The organism is Paenibacillus xinjiangensis, assembly GCF_059686975.1.
This window is the reverse complement of record NZ_JCAALS010000019.1, coordinates 55,804-78,325: the sequence shown is the minus strand read 5'-3', so window position 1 is coordinate 78,325 and position 22,522 is coordinate 55,804. Positions and strand designations below refer to the sequence as shown.

General features: G+C 44.2%; 14 protein-coding genes and 1 pseudogene. 13 read left to right on the top strand and 2 right to left on the bottom strand.

Translation table 11 applies throughout. The annotated features are described in order from the left end of the window. Window positions 1-354: 354 nt before the first annotated feature. Entirely contained in the window at window positions 355-1,113 is a 759-nt protein-coding gene (locus AC6ESP_RS18945) for an SDR family NAD(P)-dependent oxidoreductase (protein WP_497098358.1), read from the top strand. Window positions 1,114-1,294: 181 nt separating this feature from the next. After that, window positions 1,295-4,132, top strand: a complete 2,838-nt coding sequence (locus tag AC6ESP_RS18940; RefSeq protein WP_497098297.1) for an alpha-L-rhamnosidase — start codon at window positions 1,295-1,297, stop codon at window positions 4,130-4,132. 67 nt (window positions 4,133-4,199) lie between these two features. Here AC6ESP_RS18940 and AC6ESP_RS18935 read toward each other — a convergent pair whose 3' ends face one another. After that, window positions 4,200-5,801, bottom strand: coding sequence for a response regulator (locus AC6ESP_RS18935; RefSeq protein ID WP_497098296.1), 1,602 nt, complete (start codon window positions 5,799-5,801; stop codon window positions 4,200-4,202). Then, window positions 5,779-7,422 carry a sensor histidine kinase gene (locus AC6ESP_RS18930; protein ID WP_497098295.1) on the bottom strand — a complete coding sequence of 548 codons (1,644 nt, stop codon included), beginning with the start codon at window positions 7,420-7,422 and terminating at the stop codon, window positions 5,779-5,781. Before AC6ESP_RS18930 ends, AC6ESP_RS18935 begins: the two co-directional genes overlap by 23 nt. A gap of 336 nt (window positions 7,423-7,758) precedes the next feature. Between AC6ESP_RS18930 and AC6ESP_RS18925 the strand changes: the two genes are divergently transcribed. The 11 genes and pseudogenes from AC6ESP_RS18925 to AC6ESP_RS18875 all read left to right on the top strand — a co-directional run bounded on the left by AC6ESP_RS18925 (window position 7,759) and on the right by AC6ESP_RS18875 (window position 22,005). Next, a complete protein-coding gene (locus AC6ESP_RS18925) occupies window positions 7,759-8,688 on the top strand; it encodes an ABC transporter permease (RefSeq protein WP_497098294.1) in 930 nt (309 codons plus the stop codon). A gap of 11 nt (window positions 8,689-8,699) precedes the next feature. Beyond that, on the top strand, window positions 8,700-9,575 hold the full coding sequence (locus AC6ESP_RS18920) for a carbohydrate ABC transporter permease (RefSeq protein ID WP_497098293.1): 876 nt from the start codon (window positions 8,700-8,702) through the stop codon (window positions 9,573-9,575). Between the two features lie 113 nt (window positions 9,576-9,688). Then, complete coding sequence (locus AC6ESP_RS18915; RefSeq protein ID WP_497098292.1) at window positions 9,689-11,395, top strand: extracellular solute-binding protein; 1,707 nt, start codon at window positions 9,689-9,691, stop codon at window positions 11,393-11,395. 240 nt (window positions 11,396-11,635) lie between these two features. Continuing rightward, window positions 11,636-12,994: an MFS transporter gene (locus tag AC6ESP_RS18910; RefSeq protein ID WP_497098291.1), complete on the top strand. Its 1,359-nt coding sequence runs from the start codon at window positions 11,636-11,638 to the stop codon at window positions 12,992-12,994. Window positions 12,995-13,025: 31 nt separating this feature from the next. Further along, a complete protein-coding gene (locus AC6ESP_RS18905; RefSeq protein WP_497098290.1) occupies window positions 13,026-15,302 on the top strand; it encodes a glycoside hydrolase family 3 C-terminal domain-containing protein in 2,277 nt (758 codons plus the stop codon). Window positions 15,303-15,477: 175 nt separating this feature from the next. Beyond that, window positions 15,478-15,573: pseudogene (locus AC6ESP_RS18900) on the top strand (DUF4982 domain-containing protein); the annotation flags it as partial. A 188-nt stretch (window positions 15,574-15,761) separates the two neighbouring features. Continuing rightward, a complete protein-coding gene (locus AC6ESP_RS18895; protein ID WP_497098289.1) occupies window positions 15,762-15,998 on the top strand; it encodes a hypothetical protein in 237 nt (78 codons plus the stop codon). 28 nt (window positions 15,999-16,026) lie between these two features. Then, entirely contained in the window at window positions 16,027-18,777 is a 2,751-nt protein-coding gene (locus tag AC6ESP_RS18890) for a family 78 glycoside hydrolase catalytic domain (RefSeq protein ID WP_497098288.1), read from the top strand. Window positions 18,778-19,436: 659 nt separating this feature from the next. Further along, window positions 19,437-20,168: a phosphotransferase family protein gene (locus tag AC6ESP_RS18885; protein WP_497098287.1), complete on the top strand. Its 732-nt coding sequence runs from the start codon at window positions 19,437-19,439 to the stop codon at window positions 20,166-20,168. Window positions 20,169-20,509: 341 nt separating this feature from the next. Then, window positions 20,510-20,722, top strand: a complete 213-nt coding sequence (locus AC6ESP_RS18880) for a hypothetical protein (RefSeq protein WP_497098286.1) — start codon at window positions 20,510-20,512, stop codon at window positions 20,720-20,722. Window positions 20,723-20,907: 185 nt separating this feature from the next. Beyond that, on the top strand, window positions 20,908-22,005 hold the full coding sequence (locus AC6ESP_RS18875) for a CapA family protein (RefSeq protein ID WP_497098285.1): 1,098 nt from the start codon (window positions 20,908-20,910) through the stop codon (window positions 22,003-22,005). Window positions 22,006-22,522 lie beyond the last annotated feature (517 nt).

Below are 22,522 nucleotides of genomic sequence, written 5' to 3'. Positions count from 1 at the left end.
AAATGAATATAATGATATATTCAATATCGTAGTGATAGTAATACTATCACCGCTATCATATTTATCATCCAGGAGGTAATTTACATGGCTTTTAATGAAAAATGGACAATCGGCGAGCTTCTCGCAAATGAACAAGCAGCTGCGATTCTGGCCAAGCATCTTCCGGAGTTTGTAAGCGAACCAACGTTTAAAATGGCATCTATGCACACACTAGATCAACTGGCTGCGATCCCGCAAGTGAATTTGCCTAAGGAGAGACTAGGCGCTTTGAAGGATGAGCTGGCATCTCTGGAAATCATACAAACTCCCGCCAAACCGGTGTCAGTCGCTCCAAAGGCTCCAGCCGCTGGTGCTTTGACGCATCAAGGAAAAGTTATCATCGTTACCGGAGCTGCAGGAGGAATTGGGAGAGCTAGTGCGCTTAAGTTAGCTGCAGGCGGTGCCAAGGTTACGGTTGTTGACTTCAATGAAGAAGCCGGTCAAGAAACGCTTCGCTTGATCGAGGAACAGGGTGGAGAGGGGATCTTCGTACAGGCGGATGTGTCCAATAGTGCTGACGTACAGCGTTATATTGACAAGACACTTGAAGCATATGGTAAGCTCGATTGCTTGTTCAATAATGCTGGCATTATCCAGAAGTTCTCGCTGCTTCAGGATATTGACGAGGATCATTTCGACCGTATTATCAATGTGAATCTCAAAGGTGTTTTTCTCGGCATGAAATATGCGTTGAAAGTAATGGACAAGCAGGGTTACGGCAATATCATTAATACGGCATCCACAACTGGCGTACGGGCGGAGCATAGTATTTCAGCATATACGGCAAGCAAGCATGGCGTCGTTGGACTGACAAAGGGAGCTGCGATCGAATATGTGAAGAAAGGCATCAGAGTGAATGCCATTTGTCCGGGCGGCGTGGCTACCGGTATTACAGCAAGTGTGCCACAGCAGCTTCAAGAAAGCGGTTATGTGCCGGAAGAGTTCCCGAACATGCGGATGGGACGATACGCCGAGCCTGAAGAGTTAGCGGAAGTCGTGGCATTTCTCGCTTCGGATGCTTCGAGCTATATGACAGGTTCTATTATTCTGGTCGATGGTGGCTTGACACTCTAGTCTTCACATTAATAAGAAGCAATCCCGATAACAGTTAGCTGTGTCGGGATTTTTGCATTCATTCAGCAGGCTACAAAGTAAGAAAGCGTTATGCTGCCTTAATATCGCGTTATTCAGGTAACTACCTTATTTCTGTACAATGGAAGTAGATAGAAGTCTACAAGCGGAGAGGATTTGAGTTATGAAAATCGTAAATTTAAAAACAAACCGTATCGTCAACCCATTAGGATTCACTTTTGATAAACCACGTTTTTCCTATGTCGTAACTGAAACAACTGCCAAAAAGCAGACAGCTGCACAAATTCAAGTTGCCTTGGATGAAGCATTCTCAACAATCATCTTCGACAGCGGCCAATCGGAGAACATTGACAGCTTATGCTATGAATGGAATGAGAAGCTGCAGCCTCGCACCCGTTACTATTGGCGTGTTACGGTATGGGCAGACAACGGAGAGATGGCAACGAGCGAGCCAGCCTGGTTTGAAACAGCCAAATTAGATGAAGCTTGGTCAGCCCAGTGGATCTCTCCAGATTTGGACAAGCAGATCCATCCCGTTCTTTTCCACACATTCAACTTGACAGGTGAGATCGCATTCGCTCGGGCATACGTCTGTGGACTAGGGTTGTATGAGTTTGAGCTTAACGGTGTCAAGGGTGGGGATGAATACCTGACTCCATTATACAATGCTTATCATAAATGGCTGCAATATCAGACTTATGACGTAACACCACTGCTGCAAGCCGGACAGAATAAAATTGAAGTAAGCCTCGGGAACGGCTGGTATAAGGGACGCTTCGGATTCGAGGGGCATGTGGAGAATATTTACGGCGACGAGTTTGCGTTAATCGCCGAGATTGTAGTGACTTATAAAGACGGTTCTACTGAAATTATTAGAACAGATGAAAACTGGGCTGCACGAAAGAGCAAGGTTCTGGAAAGCAATATTTATGATGGCGAGAAATATGATGCTACTTTTGCAGATCCAAATGTGTATGCCGTGAAGTCTGTTGATTTGGGCTATGATCGGTTAATGGCCAGACTCAGCTTGCCAGTCGTTGTGAAGGAACGGCTTGAGCCGTTGGAGATTCTGACCACCCCCGCGGGAGAAACGGTTATTGATATGGGTCAGAATATGGTCGGGTGGCTGCAGTTTCATACAAATGCCCCAGCAGGAACCGTCATAAGACTGCAGCATGGAGAGGTCTTGCAAAATGGCAATTTCTACAGGGATAATCTTCGTACTGCCAAAGCGGAATATGAGTATACAGCCAATGGCGAAGAAACGACGGTTCGCCCATACTTCACCTTCTATGGCTTCCGATATGTGAAGGTAGAAGGATGGCATGGTGACCTCAATCCGAAGGATTTCATAGGCTGTGTTGTCTATTCGGATATGGAGCAGACAGGTCATTTCGAGACGAGTAACCCGCAAGTCAACCGATTGTTCCTGAATGCGCTCTGGGGGCAAAAAGGCAATTTCCTTGATACGCCGACAGATTGTCCTCAGCGTGATGAACGGATGGGCTGGACTGGTGACGCCCAGGTATTCTCAGGTACAGCTTGCTTTAATATGGATTCCTATGCATTCTTCAGCAAGTTCGGCTATGATTTGTACCAGGAGCAGATGGACCGGGATGGCATGGTGCCGATGGTTGTACCAGCCGGCGTAGTGCCTGGCGGCGGCTCCAGCGCTTGGGGAGATGCTGCGACGATTATACCTTGGAATGTCTATTTGCATTCGGGTGACAAGGCCATTCTCGAGCAGCAATTCGAGAGCATGCGCAGCTGGGTAGAATATATAAGAAATTCGGATGAGTTAACTGGTGGGAAGCGACTGTGGACATCAGGGTTTCACTTCGGAGACTGGCTTGCGCTTGACGGGTCAAATCCAGACTTGCCTATGGGCGGCACAGACACTCATCTCATTGCTAGTGCGTATTACTGCTATTCGACTGAATTGGTCGCAAAGGCTGCAAGGGTACTGGGGAAGATTGAGCTTGCTGAGCAGTATGAACAGTTGGCTGGTGAAATCCGCATTGCTGTTAAAGATGAATTTTTCACCACTACCGGACGATTCGCAGTCGATACTCAAACCGGGTATGCCGTCGCATTGTTTATGAACTTAGTCCCTGATGAATTCCAGGATCGAATGGCAAAAGATTTGCGCATGCGAATGCGTACAGACAACAATCACTTGCGGACCGGATTTGTAGGCACTCCTTATTTGAACCGAGTGCTGTCTGCTGTGGGAAGCAATGATTTGGCGTATACGCTGCTGCTCAATAACGATTATCCAAGCTGGCTCTACGCAGTTGAGCTAGGAGCTACCACGATATGGGAGCGATGGAACTCCATTCTTCCGGATGGTTCGATCAGCAGCACCGGCATGAATTCGCTCAACCATTACGCTTACGGGGCGATCGTAGAGTGGATGTATCGCAACGTTGCAGGACTAAATCCTGTGGAAGATCAGCCGGGATTCCGACACGCCATTATAGCTCCGCAGCCTGAAATGCGTCTTCAGTGGGCCAAAGCAAGTGTTCATACTGCTGTAGGAATGTACCGAAGCGAATGGGCAATTGAGGAAACAGGACAGCTTGCATTTAAATTCATCATTCCATTTGATGCGACTGCTACAGTTGTATTGCCAGATGCCATTGTCTCTAATGTGATTCTAAACGGTGTACAGTTAAAGGACAGCGGTATCGAAGCCAAACAGACAGGGGAAACGGTTAGCTTGCTGCTTGACAGCGGCAGCTATGAAATCTCTTACGTACCAAGCAAGCCATATAAGAAAATCTTCAGTACTAAGACTAGTATTGACGAGCTTCTAGGCGTACAAGAAGCCAAAGATATTCTTGTGCAGCTCGTACCTGTTGCCGCTTCGATGACACCCGGCATGGCAGGACCGATGGGAGCAGCATCAATTAGAGAACTGGCAACCTACCCTGGCTTTAGTGCAACTGAAGAGCAATTAGACGAGATGGACAGGGCGCTGGGAGCGATTGTCCTTATCTAATGAGACATTGGTCATACAAGTGAAAGAGCCTGTTATCCATACCACTAATGGATAACAGGCTCTGTTTTCATGTTGTTTTATTACGATATTCTTGTGGAGTGGAGCCATAATGCTTTTTGAATATTTTAATAAAATGAGGAGCAGCCAGAAAACCAATTTGACTGCTGACATCACCAATTTTCAAATCTGAATTTTTCAACAGGTAGGCGGCGCGTTCCATTCGTACGGCATAGAGATAATCACCGATCGTTTCGCCAGTTGCCGTTTTATACACCTTGGAGAGGTAGACAGGATGCAGGCCAATATAGTCTGCCACAGTCTGCAAAGAGATACCCTCAGCTAAATGCTCCTCAATAAAGCTGCGTACCTTCGAAGAAATTAGCTGCTGTGAATCTTCTAGCTGTATAGCAGATTGATCCCTAAGTCCGGTAATGATTTTCACTGCCCATTCCCAGACTCGCTGCCTTGACAAATGACTTTTCTTGCGAAGCAGTAGATTGAACTCTTCTCCCAGCTGCTCCTCTAACGGACCATTTTGCATAGACAATGTCATGGCTAGCGAAGATGAAACCAGTAACAGGATAGCCAATAACTGATCATGTGTAGGCTCATGCGTCGTATTCATGCCAAGTGCCCGGTTTAGAATGCTCAGAGCTTGGTCCCACTTACCTGATTCGAGCAAATTAGGCAGAAGAGGGAGATCATATAGAGGAGGAAGCTTATGCTCCTCATGTATTACTGCAGCTTCATCCGTTTTCAGGAAGTAGCTTTTGTGGCTGCCAACGTTACGTTGTATAGAGCTTACACTTTTGTGATAGGTGTCTTGAATGGAATCGGGGAAAGACCTTGCTCCACTGATGCAGATTGTAAGCGAGCCTTTCAGAAATCGTTGGACATGCTTTTGCAGCTTAACTGCTGATGAATCGATTAAGGCTAGAGCCTCTTGTTCTCTGCATCGAATTAGGAAGACAAGGTAGCCTGCATCCGTTGTGCAATGCCAGAGCTCGAACAAATCCTCAAATACTTCCTGTGCGATATTCGTAACGGCATATTCAAGTAGAGAAAGAGAATCGAAATCGTATTCTGCGAACTGTTCATCCAGCCTGACGAGCATCATTACAAATGGATCTCCTGTACGGAAGGAGAGGTTAAGCGATGACAGCCTCTCCTGAAGCATATCCTTACTAATTGTCTTTTGCTGAATCAGCTCGTTAAGCAATCGGTCTTTGAGCAGTGGAAGGTTAGTATGCATGGCGTGTTTTAAACGCTGATGAGAGCTGAGTTCCATCCACTCCTGTTCAATAGAGGTAACAATGGTTTGGACCGATTGGATTAGCTGTTCAATGTCTACCGGTTTGAGCAAATAGCTGTCTGTGCCATAGCTGATGGCCTTCTGAGCGTATTCAAACTCGTCATGCCCGGAAAGTATAATGCAGCGGATTTTTTTGGACAGGCGGCGAAGCTGGTCGATTAGCTCAAGTCCGTCCATCTCCGGCATACGAATATCAGTAATCATGATATCTATCGTATGACTAGCTGCAATCTGCAGCGCCTCCTCTGCCGAATAGGCAGGGAAGACTGTATCAATCCCGTAATCACTCCACGGAATAGTATAGGTGAGACTATCGACGACAGAGTGCTCATCATCAACGATTAATAGCTGGTACATGGTGAATCTCCTTTTTATCAAGATCCATAATCGGCTTAGGCCAGAACAGTGTGACAGTCAGTCCGCCTAATTCGTTGTTAATAATTTCGATTCCTGAAGGTGACACGAAGTGAATAATCATTCGCTGCTGAATATTCCAAAGTGCGCAGCCCATGGAATCCTCAAGCGGAAGCCTGAGGCGTGCTTCGAGGGCGACGATCTCTTCACTACTCAGACCCTTCCCATCGTCTTCGACACTGATGCTGTATTGTGATTCGGTCTCACAGCCTGTTACACGAACTAAGCTTGCGCTCCGCTTGTTCTCGATACCATGTATGACGCTGTTCTCCACAAGTGGTTGGACAAGGAGCTTAGGGATACGCAGCTCTCTCATAGATTCCGGTATAGAAATCGTATATTGTAGACGCTCTATGCGAAGACATTGAATCCGCATGTAATTCTCAACAACGGCTATTTCCTTCTCTAACGTGGTAATCGGCTCGTTCAGTCGAGTTGTATACCGGAAATACTCAGCAAGATTCTGAGTCATCGCAGTAACCGCTTCATCATTGCCGAGCCGAGTCATATTGTTAATAAAGAACAGGCAGTTATATAGAAAATGGGGATTAATCTGCGCTTGCAGCTGTTTTACCATAGCCTCTCTAGATACGATTTTTTCTTTGTATACCTTCTCAATCAGCTCCTCGATCTGACTAGCCATATCATTGAAGCTTTCGTACAGAATATCGAATTCGTTCCGACTAGAACGCTTAATTCGATAGGCGAAGTCGCCGTGCTTAAGCAGACGCACTCCCTTTAATAAGGTGACGATGGGTAACTGAACCTTACGGTAAAGGAACAAAATAGTTACCATACTGGTAAGCAAGAGAATGATGCATGCGATGTAAAACGTATGCTTCGTTTTAATAATAGGCTGAAGTGCTTCATCAAGCGGCAAGTAATCAATCATATACCATCCAAGCTTCTCGGAGCGCAGATAATTGACCATATAGGAGACACCGTCGATCGACAAGGTTTCAGTGCCTTCAGACTGGTTCATTCGAGGTAAAAGGAGCTGTAGAAGCTCTTGTACCTTGACCTCATCCGATCGGTCATTCAGAAGAATCGGGCTGCCTTCTTTGAAGAAAAATGGATCATTGCTATCAATAACAGCTTGATTCAGCATGTCAGTAATATTAGTATGCGGGAATGCCACTTGAATGGTGTAACCTTCATGATAGCGGTTAAAGGCAAATTTTTTTAATGACAAATCCATTACCCAATCATTGTTATTCTCACCCGGCTCAGGAACCTCCCGGCTAGATGAAGAGCCTATCCATGTGTTCATTACAGTGGAATAGATCGATACAGTATTATTCCATCCCTCCGAGAAGCTTTGAAGATTCATTTTGTCGGTCAAGTCGCGGATTAGTACGATCTGTTCATAGCTGTCGAGTAAGTCCACGGAAGGGAGAAGAGCGACCTTAGAGTCTGTCTCCAGCGCGGCGGCCAGCATATTCAGCTGCTCAACATTATGATTCAGATTGTTCACAGCGAATCGAATGCGATTCAAATTATTAGCCTGTATATCCTCACGAACTGTATTTAGACTGGATTGAAGGCTGTAACTATACATGATCATGACAATAATTGTAGTAGAAAAAATGAGCAGCATTATTTTGATGAATGTTGGATATTGCCTTAAGTATGATGAGTAGTATCTGAACATAGCATCGATCCCTTATTTTGATTGGTGATTACTTACCCCTATTGTAGGCATTAGATGATCTGTTTACAATGTACTGCTGGCTATTCATACCGCAATATTAAGATTGAATAACGAATGTTTGTAAAACGATATCTAGTAAGCCTGGTTAAGAAAACGCTATCATTTCTTTGCATCGCATTATATCCCATGAATGATATTGCCCTTACACTAAAGCCATTGAAAAAACATTATCATATAGGAGGATTTTGTATGGAAGTGGCAGCTATGAGGAAGCGTAAAGAGAAAATGGTACGAAGGAAGGACAGCTGGCAGCTATACTTGATGCTGATTCCAGCTGTTCTGCTTATCTTGATATTTGTTTATATGCCGATGGGCGGATTGGTCATGGCTTTTCAAGACTATAAACCGTACCATGGCATATTGAATTCTGAATGGGTGGGCTTGGAGCAGTTCAGGTTTTTATTTGAGTACCCAGATAGCGTGCAAGTGATTTGGAACACACTTAGAATTGCAGTACTAAAGATGTTTTTTGGTTTTATAACAACACTTGGTTTTGCCCTTCTTATTAATGAGGTCCGTCGCAAAGCGCTGAGAAGCACCGTTCAAACATTCGTGTTCCTGCCGCACTTTCTATCTTGGGTTGTATTAGGCGGCATCTTCATAGAGCTGCTTAACCCGGATACAGGATTGGTTAATCAAGCACTGCAGGCGATGGGATTAGGACCTATCTTCTTTTTAGGTGACAATAACTGGTTCCTCTTTACAGTCGTCTCGAGTGAAGTATGGAAGGAATTCGGATATGGGTCGATCATCTTTCTTGCAGCTATCGCCGGTATCAATCCAGCCCTGTACGAGGCTGCACAGCTAGATGGAGCGGGAAAGTGGAAGCAAATGCTTCATATTACATTGCCTTCGATGATTCCCACTATGGCAGTTGTGCTCACCCTTTCGTTAAGCCAAGTACTCAATGCCGGCTTTGACCAAATCTTCAATTTGTACAACCCTCTCGTCTATGAGAAAGGGGATATTATCGACACATTCGTCTACCGTATCGGTTTGATTGATGGCAATTACAGCTTCTCGACAGCTGTTGGCTTGTTCAAATCCATTGTCAGCTTAATCCTTATTGTTGGAGCTTACAGAGTGGCATATAAGGTCGCAGATTATAAAATTTTCTAAGGGGGATTCACATGCAAGTCATTTCTACACCGCAACGCTGGTTCCAGACCTTCAATAACGTTCTAATGATTCTGTTGGGACTTATCTGTATTGTTCCATTGCTTCATGTCATCGCGATTTCACTAAGCTCAAGTGCGGCGGTCATGGCGAATGAGGTTACTTTTTTCCCCATTGATCTGAATTTCAGCTCCTATTCAAAAGCTCTAGAAAACCCTGTATTTCTTCCTGCCATATGGCTGTCCATAAAGAGAACGGTGCTAAGTCTGGGTCTTAGTCTGATCGTGAATTGCATGGCAGCTTATGTATTGTCTAAGGGTGGAGGAAGGGACGGCATCGCTGGCTACAATGGCTTTGTTGGCCTCTTCATTGTTGCCATGCTTTTTAACGGCGGATTAATTCCTACGTATTTGCTCGTAACCAAACTCGGATTGTATAATTCGATCTGGGCACTTGTACTTCCTGGTGTCGTTAATGTTTTTTATTTGATTCTTATTATGAATTTCTTCAAGGCATTACCTAAGGAAATTGAAGAGTCCGCCTTCATGGACGGCGCCAATCATTGGCAGGTATTCTTCAGAATGTTCTTACCCCTGTCACTTCCGGTTCTGGCTACCGTCGGTTTGTTCATGGTCGTTAACGATTGGAACGAATGGTTCGCGGGATCGATTTATATGAGAGGGGACAATGTGCCACTCAGCACGCTGTTGAAATCACTTATTGCCGTTCCGATCGTCGATGCCAGCAATGTCAATGAAATCGCTAAGATTAATAACCGTTCAATCCGGGCTGCACAGGTATTAATTGGGGCACTGCCGATCCTGCTTATTTATCCAGTTCTCCAGAAGTTCTTCACAGCGGGCATTGTTATCGGAGCAGTCAAGGAGTAGCAGAAGCAGGTTAAGATAACGCTATGGTATATTCGATTATCGTTATATGATTGCTATGTAAGCGCTATTACAATAAAGACGCAAGCAACAATATATATATTGGGGGTTAAAAAATGGGCAAAAAGAAAAAAATCGTTCTCACCAGCCTTGTGCTGGCGCTCTGCTTCAGTTCCGTCATCGCATGCAGCAGCAATAACAAACCAGATAATACGGAAGGAAGTGAACCTGCAGAGGAATTAAAGATCGTTAATGGTAAAATCGAACCTGCGGTTACAATTACGATGGTAAGAGGCGAGGACCCAACCGTCAAATTCAAAAATAATGAAAGCTACATGGATAACGTGCATACCCGTTGGGCCAAGGAGACGTTAGGCGTAGAGCTGAAAACATTATGGTCCTCTCCTTCAGGTGATGGTTCCTATGATACCAAGTTAAAGCTGATGTTATCCTCAGGGGATACGATGCCAGACTTATTCGTAGCTAGTCAGGCCAATACGATTAATACTTATATTGACTCGGGCAAATTACTGGATGTTACAGAAGCGTTCAACAAATATGCCTCCGATACATGGAAGGCCGCTATGAACGACGAGCCAACAGCCTGGTTTCCATTCATGAAGGATGGCAAAAAATATGCCATTCCCGTACTTAGACCGACTATGGGGACGCAATCCTCGCTTTGGATCCGTCAGGATTGGCTGGATAAGCTTAATATGAAGGCACCGACAACGCTGGAAGAGCTGGAGGCGTTAATGGACGCCTTCGTTAATCAGGACCCGGATGGTAATGGTAAGAAAGATACAGTGGGATTAGAGATTGCAATGAAGGATCAAATGCTGGGATCACCGATGGGGGATTCCTCGTGGATTTTCGGACTGTTTGGAGCGATTCCTGAGAGATGGTATCCAGATGCTGATGGTAATCTGCAGTATGGCTCTATTCAGCCTGGAGTTAAGACTGCACTCGCAAAATTGAAAGAATGGAAGGATAAAAACTATATTGCGAGTGATATTGCACTTCATGATTTCAACAAAGTGTCGGAGAACGTAACAGCAGGCAAGGTGGGCATGCTGGCCGGTGAGGACTGGATGATGGTCTATCCTGGCTCCATGCTGATGGCATCCAATCCAACAGCTTACTATAACCCTTATCCGCTTCCTACCGGGGTGGACGGAACTAATATGCGCACGGTAGCGAATCCTTATACGAGTGCAATTATGATTAACAAAGACATAACCGAAGAAGCCCTGCAAGCCTTTTTCCATTATCAGAATGCACTGTACGATGCATACAACTCAGATGATCCATTTATTTTCAAAGGATTCCAGGATGGCTACGATTATATCATTCAGGATGGCAAAGCCAATATGGACGAGAGTCAGATTCCAGGTGGTAAAACGCCTACGATGAAGTATACTCTCTCCGGGTCAGATGTCGTTTATCCTTCCAAAAGGCAAGAGGTCAATCTCAAAATGGCAAGGGGAGAGGCATTATCGAAAGAGGACCTTTCAGCGATAGCATCTACAGGCATTCTGGGAATAGACGACAACAATCCGTTAGAGCAGTTTACATCCAAGGCACGTCTGGTCATCGAGGAGCAGACCGATGCGGATGTGCCGGAATACTTCCAGGGACCATCAACAAAAACAATGCTTTCGAGAAAAGAACTGCTGACAAAAATGCAAATGGATACGTATATCGAAATCATATATGGCAAAAAGCCAGTTGAGGAATTTGATGAGTTTGTCCAGAAGTGGAAATCATCTGGTGGAGATGACATAACTAAGGAAGTTAATGAATGGTACGCAACAGTTAAATAATAGCTGTGAATGAGAAGGCAATGGGGTTCAACCATAGCCTTCTTTTTTTTAAACTTAAACACCGTCCACAGCTGCAAGAATCAATGAGATTGTAATCTCCCATTAGATCCGCAAGTTCATTATTTTCATAAAAATCTTAATAACGCGATATGCAAAGTTCAAATTACGTTATATCTGCATGCTTGTTAGAGCCTTACACTTATCTTATAACATCTAGACAGAATAATAGGAGGAAGAGAAGTGTCAAGAGAACGGACAAATCGTAGTTTGGCGGGAGATGCTATGGGGCAGGTTGCCTTGAACCTTAGCACGGGGCTTGTAGGTATGATGATGTATTACTATACCGATATTGTAGGTGTTTCAGCTGCAGTTGTCGGAACAATCCTGATGCTGACCAAGATTCTGGATGCACTGGCCGATGTTGGAATGGGCATATTAGTTGATCGTACGAAGTCGAAGTATGGACAGGCGAAGCCTTGGCTGCTGTGGATGACTTTGCCGATGTTGGCTTCTATATTTCTACTCTTCAGCATGCCTGATATGAGCTCAGGGGCCAAAATAGCTTATGCCGTCGTCACAAACCTAATTTTCTTTATTTGCGTGTATACCCCAGCATCTATACCGTACAACAGTCTTATGGCCTTAACCACGCGCAGCCAGGAAGACCGATCATTGATGGGAGTTTACCGGGCCGGCTTTGGTTATCTGGCCGGTATGGTTGTAGCGATTGGTTTCGTTCCAATTGTAAATGCCATGGGGGGAGGAAGGCTGCAATGGACGCTTCTGGCCTCTATATATGGACTGATTGCGGCCGTATGCTTATACATTGCCTTCCGTTCAACAAAAGAAAAATATAATACAAGCCAGTTGAAAGAGCTGGGTGAAATCAAGAAATCGTATTCCCTCTTGACGGGGCTGAAGCTTCTTGTCACGAACAAGTATTGGGTAATCGTTGTAACGGTAGGCTTGCTCGCTAATGTCTTATTCGCCTCGTCTACAACGTCCGGCATGTATTATGCCAAATACATTTGGGGCAACGTGAACCTTGTAAGTATAATGGGCGCTATCGGATTCATTCCAGTTGTTGTGATTTTCTTAGGTTCTGGACCAGTCATGAAACGAATCGGTAAACGAAATACGGCTATAATCGGGCTAATTATTGGCATTGCAGGAGCACTGCTTCGTTTGATTAATGTAGAAAGCATATCTCTAGGATTGGTTGGATCCATCTTACAATCCTTCGGTATGATTCCGCTTATGATCGTCATTATGCCACTCCTGACAGATACCATTGAATATGGAGAATGGAAGCATGGACAGCGAATCGTAGGGCTTACCAACAGCGTCAGCAGCTTTGGTCAGAAGATCGGTACGGCTATTGGCACCGCGTTGATCGGCTGGATGCTGGCATGGGGGAATTACAAGGAAGGTGCTGCCGAACAAGGGGAAGCAGCCAGACAGATGATTATTGGCTTTAATATTTATGTTCCTATAATCGTCTATATTCTCATAGCGATTCTTCTGTTCAAATTCTCACTGGAGAAGCAGTATGTCCAGATACTAAATGACCTGGAGAAAAGAAGAAGTCACAAGGCGTAAAATTTATTACAAAATAAGGAGAGATTCAATAATGAAACAGGATATTAATCAGCTGGTACAACAATTAACGCTCGAAGAGAAGGCAGGACTATGCTCGGGAGATTCCTTCTGGACAACGAAAGCAATAGACAGGCTAGGAATTCCTTCCATTACATTGACAGACGGTCCGCATGGCGTACGCAAACAAAAAGGTCCGTCCGACCATCTTGGCTTGAATGAAAGCGTTCCCGCCACCTGTTTCCCGTCAGCTGCTGGGCTTGCAAGCTCATGGAACCGAGAGCTTGTTCAACGCGTTGGAGAAGCTCTCGGTAAAGAAAGCCAGGCGGAAGAGGTAGCTATTTTGCTTGGACCTGGAGCCAATATCAAACGTTCTCCGCTTTGTGGCCGTAACTTTGAATATTTCTCTGAAGATCCATACTTGACTGGTGAAATGGCAGCAGCACACATAGCGGGAGTACAAAGTCAGGGAGTTGGCACTTCATTGAAGCACTTCGCCGTTAACAATCAAGAGCATCGCCGTATGACGACCGATGCTGTTGTGGATGAAAGGACGCTTCGTGAAGTTTATTTGACTGGCTTTGAGATTGCAGTCAAGAAATCGCAGCCTTGGACCGTCATGTCTGCCTATAACCGACTCAACGGCGAATATTGCTCGGAAAATACCAGATTGCTGACTTCTATATTGAAGCAGGAATGGGGACATCTCGGCATAGTAGTATCTGACTGGGGAGCAGTCAACGAAGCAGACGCGAGCGTTGCCGCTGGGATGGAGTTGGAGATGCCCGCCAGTCACGGTGTTGGTCAGAAGAAAATTGTTGAAGCAGTCCTCTCTGGCAAGCTTGATGAATCACTGCTGGACGAATCAGTAGAACGCCTGCTTACGGTCATATTCAAAGCAGCAAACAGTCGAAAGGCTGGTGCCGTATACGATCGAGAGGCTCATCATAGGTTGGCGCGGGAAACGGCCAGAGAAACGATGGTATTGTTAAAAAACGAGAATGACATTCTGCCTTTGGAGAAAAACTGCAAAATTGCAGTAATTGGGGAAATGGCAGACAAGGTGCGCTACCAAGGCGGAGGAAGCTCGCATATCCATCCAACCCAGTTGGATCATGCCTATCAAGAAATCATTAAACTTGCGGGAGACGCGGCCACTGTTGTATACGCTCAAGGCTATGATATTGAATTGGATGATATTAATGAAGCGTTGATAGATGAAGCTAAGCGGCAGGCGGCTTCTTCCGAAGTTGCGGTGTTATTCGTGGGCTTACCAGACCGGTATGAATCCGAGGGCTATGACCGCAGCCATCTGGACTTGCCGAGCAATCAACAGAGATTAATTAATGAGATTTCCAAGGTTCAGCCGAATATAGTCGTGGTGCTTAGCAATGGTGCGCCTGTCGTCATGCCGTGGCTGCCTCTTGTTAAAGCGGTGCTTGAAGGTTATTTGGGTGGTCAAGCGACGGGTGGAGCAATAGCCGATCTCTTGTTTGGAGAAGCCAATCCGAGCGGTAAGCTAGCCGAAACGTTCCCGGCTAGTCTGAGACATAACCCTTCATACCTCAATTTCCCAGGTGAAGGTGATCGTGTGGAATACCGCGAGGGCCTATTTGTTGGTTACCGGTATTACGATGCCAAAGATATTGAACCATTGTTTGCATTCGGACATGGACTTAGCTACACAACCTTTGACTACACCGGGTTACATGTAAGCAAGGCACAAATGACTGATCAGGAAATGGTTGACGTGACTGTCACCATCAAGAATACGGGGGCACGCCGAGGTCAGGAAGTTGTCCAGTTGTATGTGAAGGATGTAGAATCCAGCATGATCCAGCCGGAAATGGAGCTTAAGGGCTTCGCCAAAGTTATGCTTGAACCGGGTGAAGAACAGTCGGTCCATTTCACGCTCGACAAACGAAGCTTTGCCAGTTATAACACGTCCCTTGGCGATTGGGAAGCTGAAACCGGTGAATACCGTATTCTTGTCGGCAAATCATCGCGAGATATTCAGCTTGCTGCTTCGTTACATCTGGTGTCAACGATTGAATCGGTGCCGGTATTTCATCGTAATTCCACACTTGGCGAGCTTATGGCCAATCCTAAGACCGCACCTATTCTGCAGTTTTTGCAGAATATGGCTCCTCAGTCTGGTCCTTCGGATGCAGTTTCTTCAGATATGATGCTGGCGATGATGCGTTATATGCCGATACGTGCATTGCTTCCGTTTACGGGAGGGGCGATGACGGAAGAGACCTTAAGCATGCTGCTGGAGCAGTTCAATACTGCAGTGAATTTGGAAGCCTGAGAAGGCGACTACTAACTATAGACAACAAAAAAGGGAGTATGCTCGATATAGAGATACTCTCCTTTTTTCCTTCTATTAATTATCCTTACAGACTATCCTGTCTGCCTGGGGCTGGAGTCATTCCGTCTCGAGCTGGACGCGGAATGTCTTTGAGAGTAAGCCGATTAAGGTAGAAGTGTATGCTGATGCAGAAGAAGTTGAACTCTTGAGTAATGGTCGATCTGTTGGTAAAGCCCCAACAGGTGAAGAAAATCGGTATAAAGCTGAATTCAATACCGTTTACGAAGCGGGAGACCTTACAGCGGTGGCATACATTAAAGGTTTAGAAATCGGTCGTATGGTACTTCATTCGGCCAGCGGCGAAGTTGTGATGAACGTAGAAGCTGACCGGATGGAAATTGCTGCATCTGACATTGATCTGTCGTTGGTCATGATTAGTCTTACAAATAAGCAGGGAATTTGTTCACTTCCATTGACCGGAAAGCTGCGATTGATATTGAAGGTCCAGGCGTTGTTCAAGGCTTCGGCAGCGCTAATCCAGAATCAGAGGAGAATTTCTTCGATAAGGAGAGAACTACCTTTGATGGAATGGTATTGGCAGTTGTTAGACCGACTGAAGCGGGAACGATTACTACGGAAAAGGTCGCTGCGGAAGAACGCAAACAGCAGACCATTCAAATAAATGTAATCAAATAACTGAATTTTCATTCATGGGGGATACAATATGCTTTGCATTATTAACGTTCAATGTGATTATTCAACAAATCCGATTGGCATTGATAAACTAACTCCTATCTTTGGCTGGAAAATTACTTCGGACAGGAATAATACTTATCAAAAAGCTTATAAAATTGTCGTTCATCAAGGAGAAAGGGTGATGTGGGACAGCGGACGGATAGAAAGTGGACGAACGTTTGCGATTCCCTACGAGGGAGATTCTTTGGTCTCCCGAACGAAATACCGATATCAAATCTTCATTTGGGATGACGCTGATCATCAAGCCGAATCGGAAGAGAACACATTTGAAACGGCATTTTTAGATGAGAGGGATTGGACAGCCTCGTTCATAGAACCCGAGCCATTAGAGTCACTTGAACATAACCCTTATATCACCGCAGAAGAAATTTGGTATGAGTTCGTCGGCAAAATGATGAAAGGAGAAAACCCAGATTACATTGATTTGGATGCGGTTATGGCAAGTCTCCCTCTACAGCCTTATCATCCTGCCGTGATGATTAGAAAAGATTTTGGGGTTTCTAAAAAGGTTAATAAAGCTAGAATTTATATGACCACACATGGCGTTTACGACATTCAAGTTAATGGCAGAGCCATTACTGATGTTCTTCTCGCGCCTGAATATACATCCTATGATAAACTTCTAAAATATCAAACCTATGACGTTACTAACCATGTCCTTCATGGAGATAATGCCTTAGGCGTGACCATAGCGGATGGTTGGTACAAAAGCAAGTTAGCCACCGGCCGAGGCAATGATTATGGCGATACGCTCGGCTTATTGTTACAGCTGGAAATCACTTTTGAGGATGGCTCTATTGAAACGATCAACTCTGACGAAACGTTTAAATTTTCATATAATGGACCTTATCGATACGCGGATTTATTTACCGGCGTTAAATACGATGCGAGAATGGGAAAGGACGTATATTCGATTGCAGGCTTTGATGATTCAGCTTGGGGTAACGTTGAGGTAAAAGACTTCAAAAAGCATCGACTGTTTGCGCAATCCAATCCGCCGATCCGAGCATTTGCCGTAATAGATGCCCAAAGCATACTGACAACACCAAATGGAGACACGGTCATTGACTTTGGTCAAAATATGGCAGGGTATATCAGGGCAAAAATAACCGGATTTGAAGGAATGGAAGTTACTTTTGAACATGGTGAGACTTTAGATGACAACGGAAACTTCTATTATCCTTTCTCGAACGACCATCGCAAACAAACGGATATTTATATTTGTTCTAGTTCTGAAACAGAAGTGTTTGAACCGAAATTTACGTACCATGGGTTTCGGTACGTCCGAGTCAAAGGATATATCGGCGAACTTAGTGTAGACCAATTTCAGGCGATCGCAATTAGTTCTGACAATGAGATTACAGGAAGCTTTCATTGCTCTAATGAAAAGCTTAATCAGCTTCAATCCAATATATATTGGAGTCAGCGATCTAACATGATAGGAATTCCTACCGATTGTCCTACTCGAGAGAAGGCGGGTTGGACAGGAGATGTGCTCATATATGCGAAGACAGCACTCTATAACCAGAATCTCATTAACTTCTTTGATTCCTGGATTCGGAATCTTACAGCGGATCAACTGTCGGATGGCCAAGTGCTTAATATCGTTCCTAAACTTAGAAGCTACATGCATATGCACTTTTCAGGATCTATCGGTTGGGGTGACGTTATCGTGACGCTTCCTTGGGATTTGTACCAATGTTATGGTGATACCCATATATTGTCTGATCATTTCGAGGCCATGGAACAGTGGATGGAACACTTGGAAAGAACGGCATCGGAGCTTCCTCCAGAAGCTGCAGCCATGGATGGTAGAAAGTTGGATAATCAGAAATTCATTATTAATACGGGATTTCATTTGGGAGATTGGCTGGCTCCTAGCATCGTCAATGAAGCGGGTTTTGCAGACGGTCCGAAATCAGCTTATTTGACAAAGGATCTAGTGAGCACTTCACTTTACGCCAATAGTGCTGATATTTTCAGCCAGATCTGTTCAATACTTGGACATACTGATAAATCTTTTGAATATCAAGGTTTAGCTGAAAGAATTCGACAGGCCTATGAGGAGGAATATGTTTCAGAGGACGGCATGATTAAAAATTCTATGCAAGGAAACTATGTATTGGCTCTACAAATGAGAATGGTATCGGATGTCAAAAAACCGTTGCTAGCTAATAAACTTGTTGAACTTATACGACTAAATGGAAATTGTCTGGATACGGGCTTTATGTCTGTTCCGTACCTCTTAGATGTCTTGTATGACAATGGTCATAAAGATGTAGCATACGAACTGCTATATCAAACACAATATCCATCGTGGTTCTATGAAATTGAGCATGGGGCGACAACAATATGGGAGTCATGGGACGCGATCAGACAAGATGGAAAGGTTGGTGATGGTTCATTCAATCATTACGCCTTCGGTTGCGTCGGGGATTTTATTTATCGCAGAGTGCTTGGTATTCAGCAGACGGGCACCACTTTTAATCAACTTCTGATCAAACCAGATTTTTCATGCGGGCTTGATTTTGCAAAGGGTTCCTATGAAAGCATACATGGTATCATCCGCGTGGAATGGAGACAAGATGAAGAAAGGCAAGAAGTTAAGCTGCATATTCCGGTTAATACGAAAGCAACGCTGCTATTAGATGATGCGGAACCCATACACCTAGGTAGTGGGGAATATAAAATTATTAGTAGTCTGAATTTGGTTCGATAAAGTTTACCGTGTACCAAAAAGAACACGAGTTATTGCGCTAACTGGCAGAATCTCTCAATAGTAATAGGATTGCGAAACAGAAAAACCTGCACTTATTTGTGCAGGTTTTATCTTGTTACTACGTTTTTCGGTACGTCTCTAAAACCGCAGCGATTCGTTTCTAATCCGATGCAGTCACGGCACGGAGGACATGGGATATTGAAAAATGTGTCGATTATCCTTATTTTAAGCATGTATATTACCTAAACCTACAATGTAATGAAGAAATTCGTGAGAAACGCTTACTTGAAAGAAATTGGTCTGAGGAAATGATTCAGGACCACAAAAACTTTGCTAAGGCATTGCTTGATATTGCCGATAAGAACTTTAACCCACCTATGCCTACTTTTGATACAACGGATACTGATGTTACCTTAGTTGCATCTCAAATAAAAGAGTGGGTTCTCCCATACGTTTGAACAAACGGAGAACGATAGTTCAATACATCATGGAGCAGATTGCGATCCGGCAATTGTCCCATTTTTCATTAAGCGAAAGGGCAGTAGAGTTCAAATAATGTGTTTGTTAATATAAAGGAGAACGTAGAGGTGGTTATTTTATGCTTCCAATCAAAGTTCATAAAATCCCCCACGAAATATTTGACTACTTAGGTTCAGTATATGACATCAATTTCCCAAAGGCAAGGTCATACATCAGATGTTGGAATAGTTGAAAGCGCAACGGGGCGCTTTGTTTTAAAACGAACGAGGGGCGAGCAGTATTGTTCTTGGTTGTCAAATGAAATACACGTCCTCAAATATCTAAATAACACATCGTTACCAATCCCCAGCGTTTACCGATTCGTAGAGCAAACAGACGAGAGCCAATCGTGGGCATTGATGCAGTATTTCGAGGGAGAAACCTTAAGACAAGCATTACCTGGTGTGAAAAATAAGAATAAGAAGCATGAAATGATATTCGAATTTGGCGCAGTCTTAGCACAAATTCATTCAACTTCATGCCCAAAAGAAATAATGTGGGATTCTGTTTGGTTGGAAGAAATGTTGCGAAAGGCAGGATTTAATCTTAAACATTATTCGGTCGATGGAACGCCTGAATTACTGGAGGAATTAATAACGAACAAACCCGCGCCAGTAAAGAACACATTAATTCATGGTGATTTTACTATTGATAATGTAATTTTTCATGAGGGAAAAGTAGCTAGTGTAATTGATTGGAGCGGTGGAGCGTTTGGAGACCCAAGATATGATTTATCTTTAGCGATTCGCCCAAAGCCCAATACCATTGAAACTAAATCGGAGATTGATGCTTTCTTTGAAGGATACGGAAAAAAGATATTAGATAAGCGAGCATACAAATATTTTGAAAACGGACTGTACACATTTTTCTAATATTACGTGATTGAACTACCGGGAAACTTTAGTTCAATAAACCAAGGAGCAGCTTGTGATTCGGCGACTGCTCCATTTTTCATTAAGGCAGGATAGTTCCAATATGTGTTAATGTAGTTTCCGTAACCATAAAATCTATGGGCCAAACCAAGGTGATTTGAATGACGGCAGCCGGCCATCAGTTCCGGCTGCCTTTTCGTTATGTACTTGTTGAAGTGGATGAAATAAAATTTACTTTAAAAGAAAATTTGTATAATCGAGTAGTTTGCATTGTAAAGTGATAGAAAACTATCTTTTTGAACGAATATTAAAGTAGTACTGATTTGGGTGGGAGGCAGGGAATGAAGATAGAAGCAATGGAGTTGGTCATAGAATTGCGGAAACGTAACGAGAAGGCAATCTACCAACTGGTTGACACATATGGAGGACTCATAAAAAGCTTTGTTCGAAAGCATGTCCATCCCGATGCTTATGATGAATGCATGGGTGACATACTACTCGCCATTTGGAACAATATTGATAAGTTTCGCTCAAGAAGCACGAATGCTAAATAAGCAACGTATTCAGTTATAGCCAGCTATACCTAAATGCTCCAATTAATCCGACTATTCATAATAAATGGAAGCGTTACGTGGCTCGATTACTTAAGTAAGCGACTCGTCTCCTAATAGGTGTCGAGGTCGAGTGGAATCACATATAATGTCTAGAAAAATTAGACTACTGTAGAAAGGGAGATTGCATGTCTGATGATATTATCATTGCTGCTGTTGGAGATCTCTTGATGAAGCCACTGCTTATTCGATCAATGCGTACCAGTGATAAACTTGGTGATAACGGGCGTTATGCTTTCGAGCAGGTGTTTGAACCAGTTGCCCACTATCTGCAGGACGCGCATCTAACGATAGGGAATCTCGAGACAACCTTTGCTGGTGGATCGGAAGACAGATACATGAAGACGATTCGGAATCCGAGGAATAGAAATCCACTCTTCAATTGTCCGGATAACTTCGCCTCGGCTTTGAAGACCATTGGTTTCAATGTGCTCGCTACAGCAAATAACCATTGCATGGATTATGGCGTTCTCGGGCTCAAACGGACGCTCGAAGTACTTGATAAGAGCGGGATTGCCCATGTCGGAACGTACAGGAACAGGGATGAGTCTCGAAAGCTCTGTGTTCATGTTGCCGAAGGAATTCGTATTGGCATACTCTCGTATACGAGGGACACGAACGGCATTACCGTTCCTAAGGGGCAGCCTGCCGGCGTTAAGAAGCTTGTTCGCATGAGTATGAAACAGGATTTGAAACGGTTGCGGAGAATATCGGATTTCATTATAGTCTGCATGCATAACGGATTTGAATATCACCGAAGTCCATCTGCCCACCAAAAGGAGCTGGTCCGATTCTTCTTTCGTCAGGGAGCTGATGTGGTTCTTGGCGCGCATCCGCATGTTCTTCAGCCAGCAGTGTACCGAACTGTGAAAGACATAGACGGACGGACGAGAAAACGATTCGCGATCTATTCACTGGGTAACTTTATTTCCACGCGGCTACACGGCAAGGATGACGCTTTATCTGGTATTATTGTTCGAATCCGAATTCGGAAAACATCCGACGGCTACGTTCGGCTCGCAGGAATTGAATACATACCGACTTGGGTATGTATCTCGAAGGAAGGCATGCAGCGAAGCTGTCGGGTTCTGCCGATTCATGAGGCACTTCAAATGCCTAAGAGCTATTTCGCCGGGCAGATGAGTCGGATGAAACGCTCCTATCATAGAACACTTCGCATGTATAAATTGGGCAACCCACTGCTGGGCAAGTCTTCCGCCTGGTAGGACCATAGTTAAGCAGGAGCCCCTTTTTAACAATTATATGAGGGCAATTTCGCACCGACCAGCAAGGAACGGTTATAGCTTAATAAACACATAGAGACGACAGCCGATTATGGCGGCTGCTCCATTTCTTTCTTAAGCTAACGGGCAGATTTACGCAACATTCCCACTTTAACTACGTCTTACCTTTAAAGGAGGGTAAGGGTATGACAAGATTTTATCTATCCTCATTTTTATTGTCATTCTTTTATGTGCTTGTGGAAGCAAAACAAAGATGCTTCAGGAACAGACATTAAACGACGTGTTGACTGTCCTCGATGAAGCTGGTATTCAATATGATGAAAGGGTTGAGACCCAAAGTGCATACGATTTGCAAAGAGAAGGTGCTGAGCATTACTTATATCAACTCGAACCAGGAAACATGACGATATACATTTTCTCGAACGTTACTCAGAGGAGAGAATACAGTGAAGTCTAACGAAGAACTTTATTCCTATTATTTAGAACATTGTAGCTCTTG

Excerpts from the sequence above, each read along its gene's own strand:
- AC6ESP_RS18940 (WP_497098297.1), top strand. The coding sequence starts at position 1,295 with ATGAAAATCGTAAATTTAAAAACAAACCGTATCGTCAACCCATTAGGA.
- AC6ESP_RS18935 (WP_497098296.1), bottom strand. The coding sequence starts at position 5,801 with ATGTACCAGCTATTAATCGTTGATGATGAGCACTCTGTCGTCGATAGT.
- AC6ESP_RS18930 (WP_497098295.1), bottom strand. The coding sequence starts at position 7,422 with ATGATCATGTATAGTTACAGCCTTCAATCCAGTCTAAATACAGTTCGT.
- AC6ESP_RS18925 (WP_497098294.1), top strand. The coding sequence starts at position 7,759 with ATGGAAGTGGCAGCTATGAGGAAGCGTAAAGAGAAAATGGTACGAAGG.
- AC6ESP_RS18920 (WP_497098293.1), top strand. The coding sequence starts at position 8,700 with ATGCAAGTCATTTCTACACCGCAACGCTGGTTCCAGACCTTCAATAAC.
- AC6ESP_RS18915 (WP_497098292.1), top strand. The coding sequence starts at position 9,689 with ATGGGCAAAAAGAAAAAAATCGTTCTCACCAGCCTTGTGCTGGCGCTC.
- AC6ESP_RS18905 (WP_497098290.1), top strand. The coding sequence starts at position 13,026 with ATGAAACAGGATATTAATCAGCTGGTACAACAATTAACGCTCGAAGAG.
- AC6ESP_RS18890 (WP_497098288.1), top strand. The coding sequence starts at position 16,027 with ATGCTTTGCATTATTAACGTTCAATGTGATTATTCAACAAATCCGATT.
- AC6ESP_RS18885 (WP_497098287.1), top strand. The coding sequence starts at position 19,437 with ATGACATCAATTTCCCAAAGGCAAGGTCATACATCAGATGTTGGAATA.
- AC6ESP_RS18880 (WP_497098286.1), top strand. The coding sequence starts at position 20,510 with ATGAAGATAGAAGCAATGGAGTTGGTCATAGAATTGCGGAAACGTAAC.
- AC6ESP_RS18875 (WP_497098285.1), top strand. The coding sequence starts at position 20,908 with ATGTCTGATGATATTATCATTGCTGCTGTTGGAGATCTCTTGATGAAG.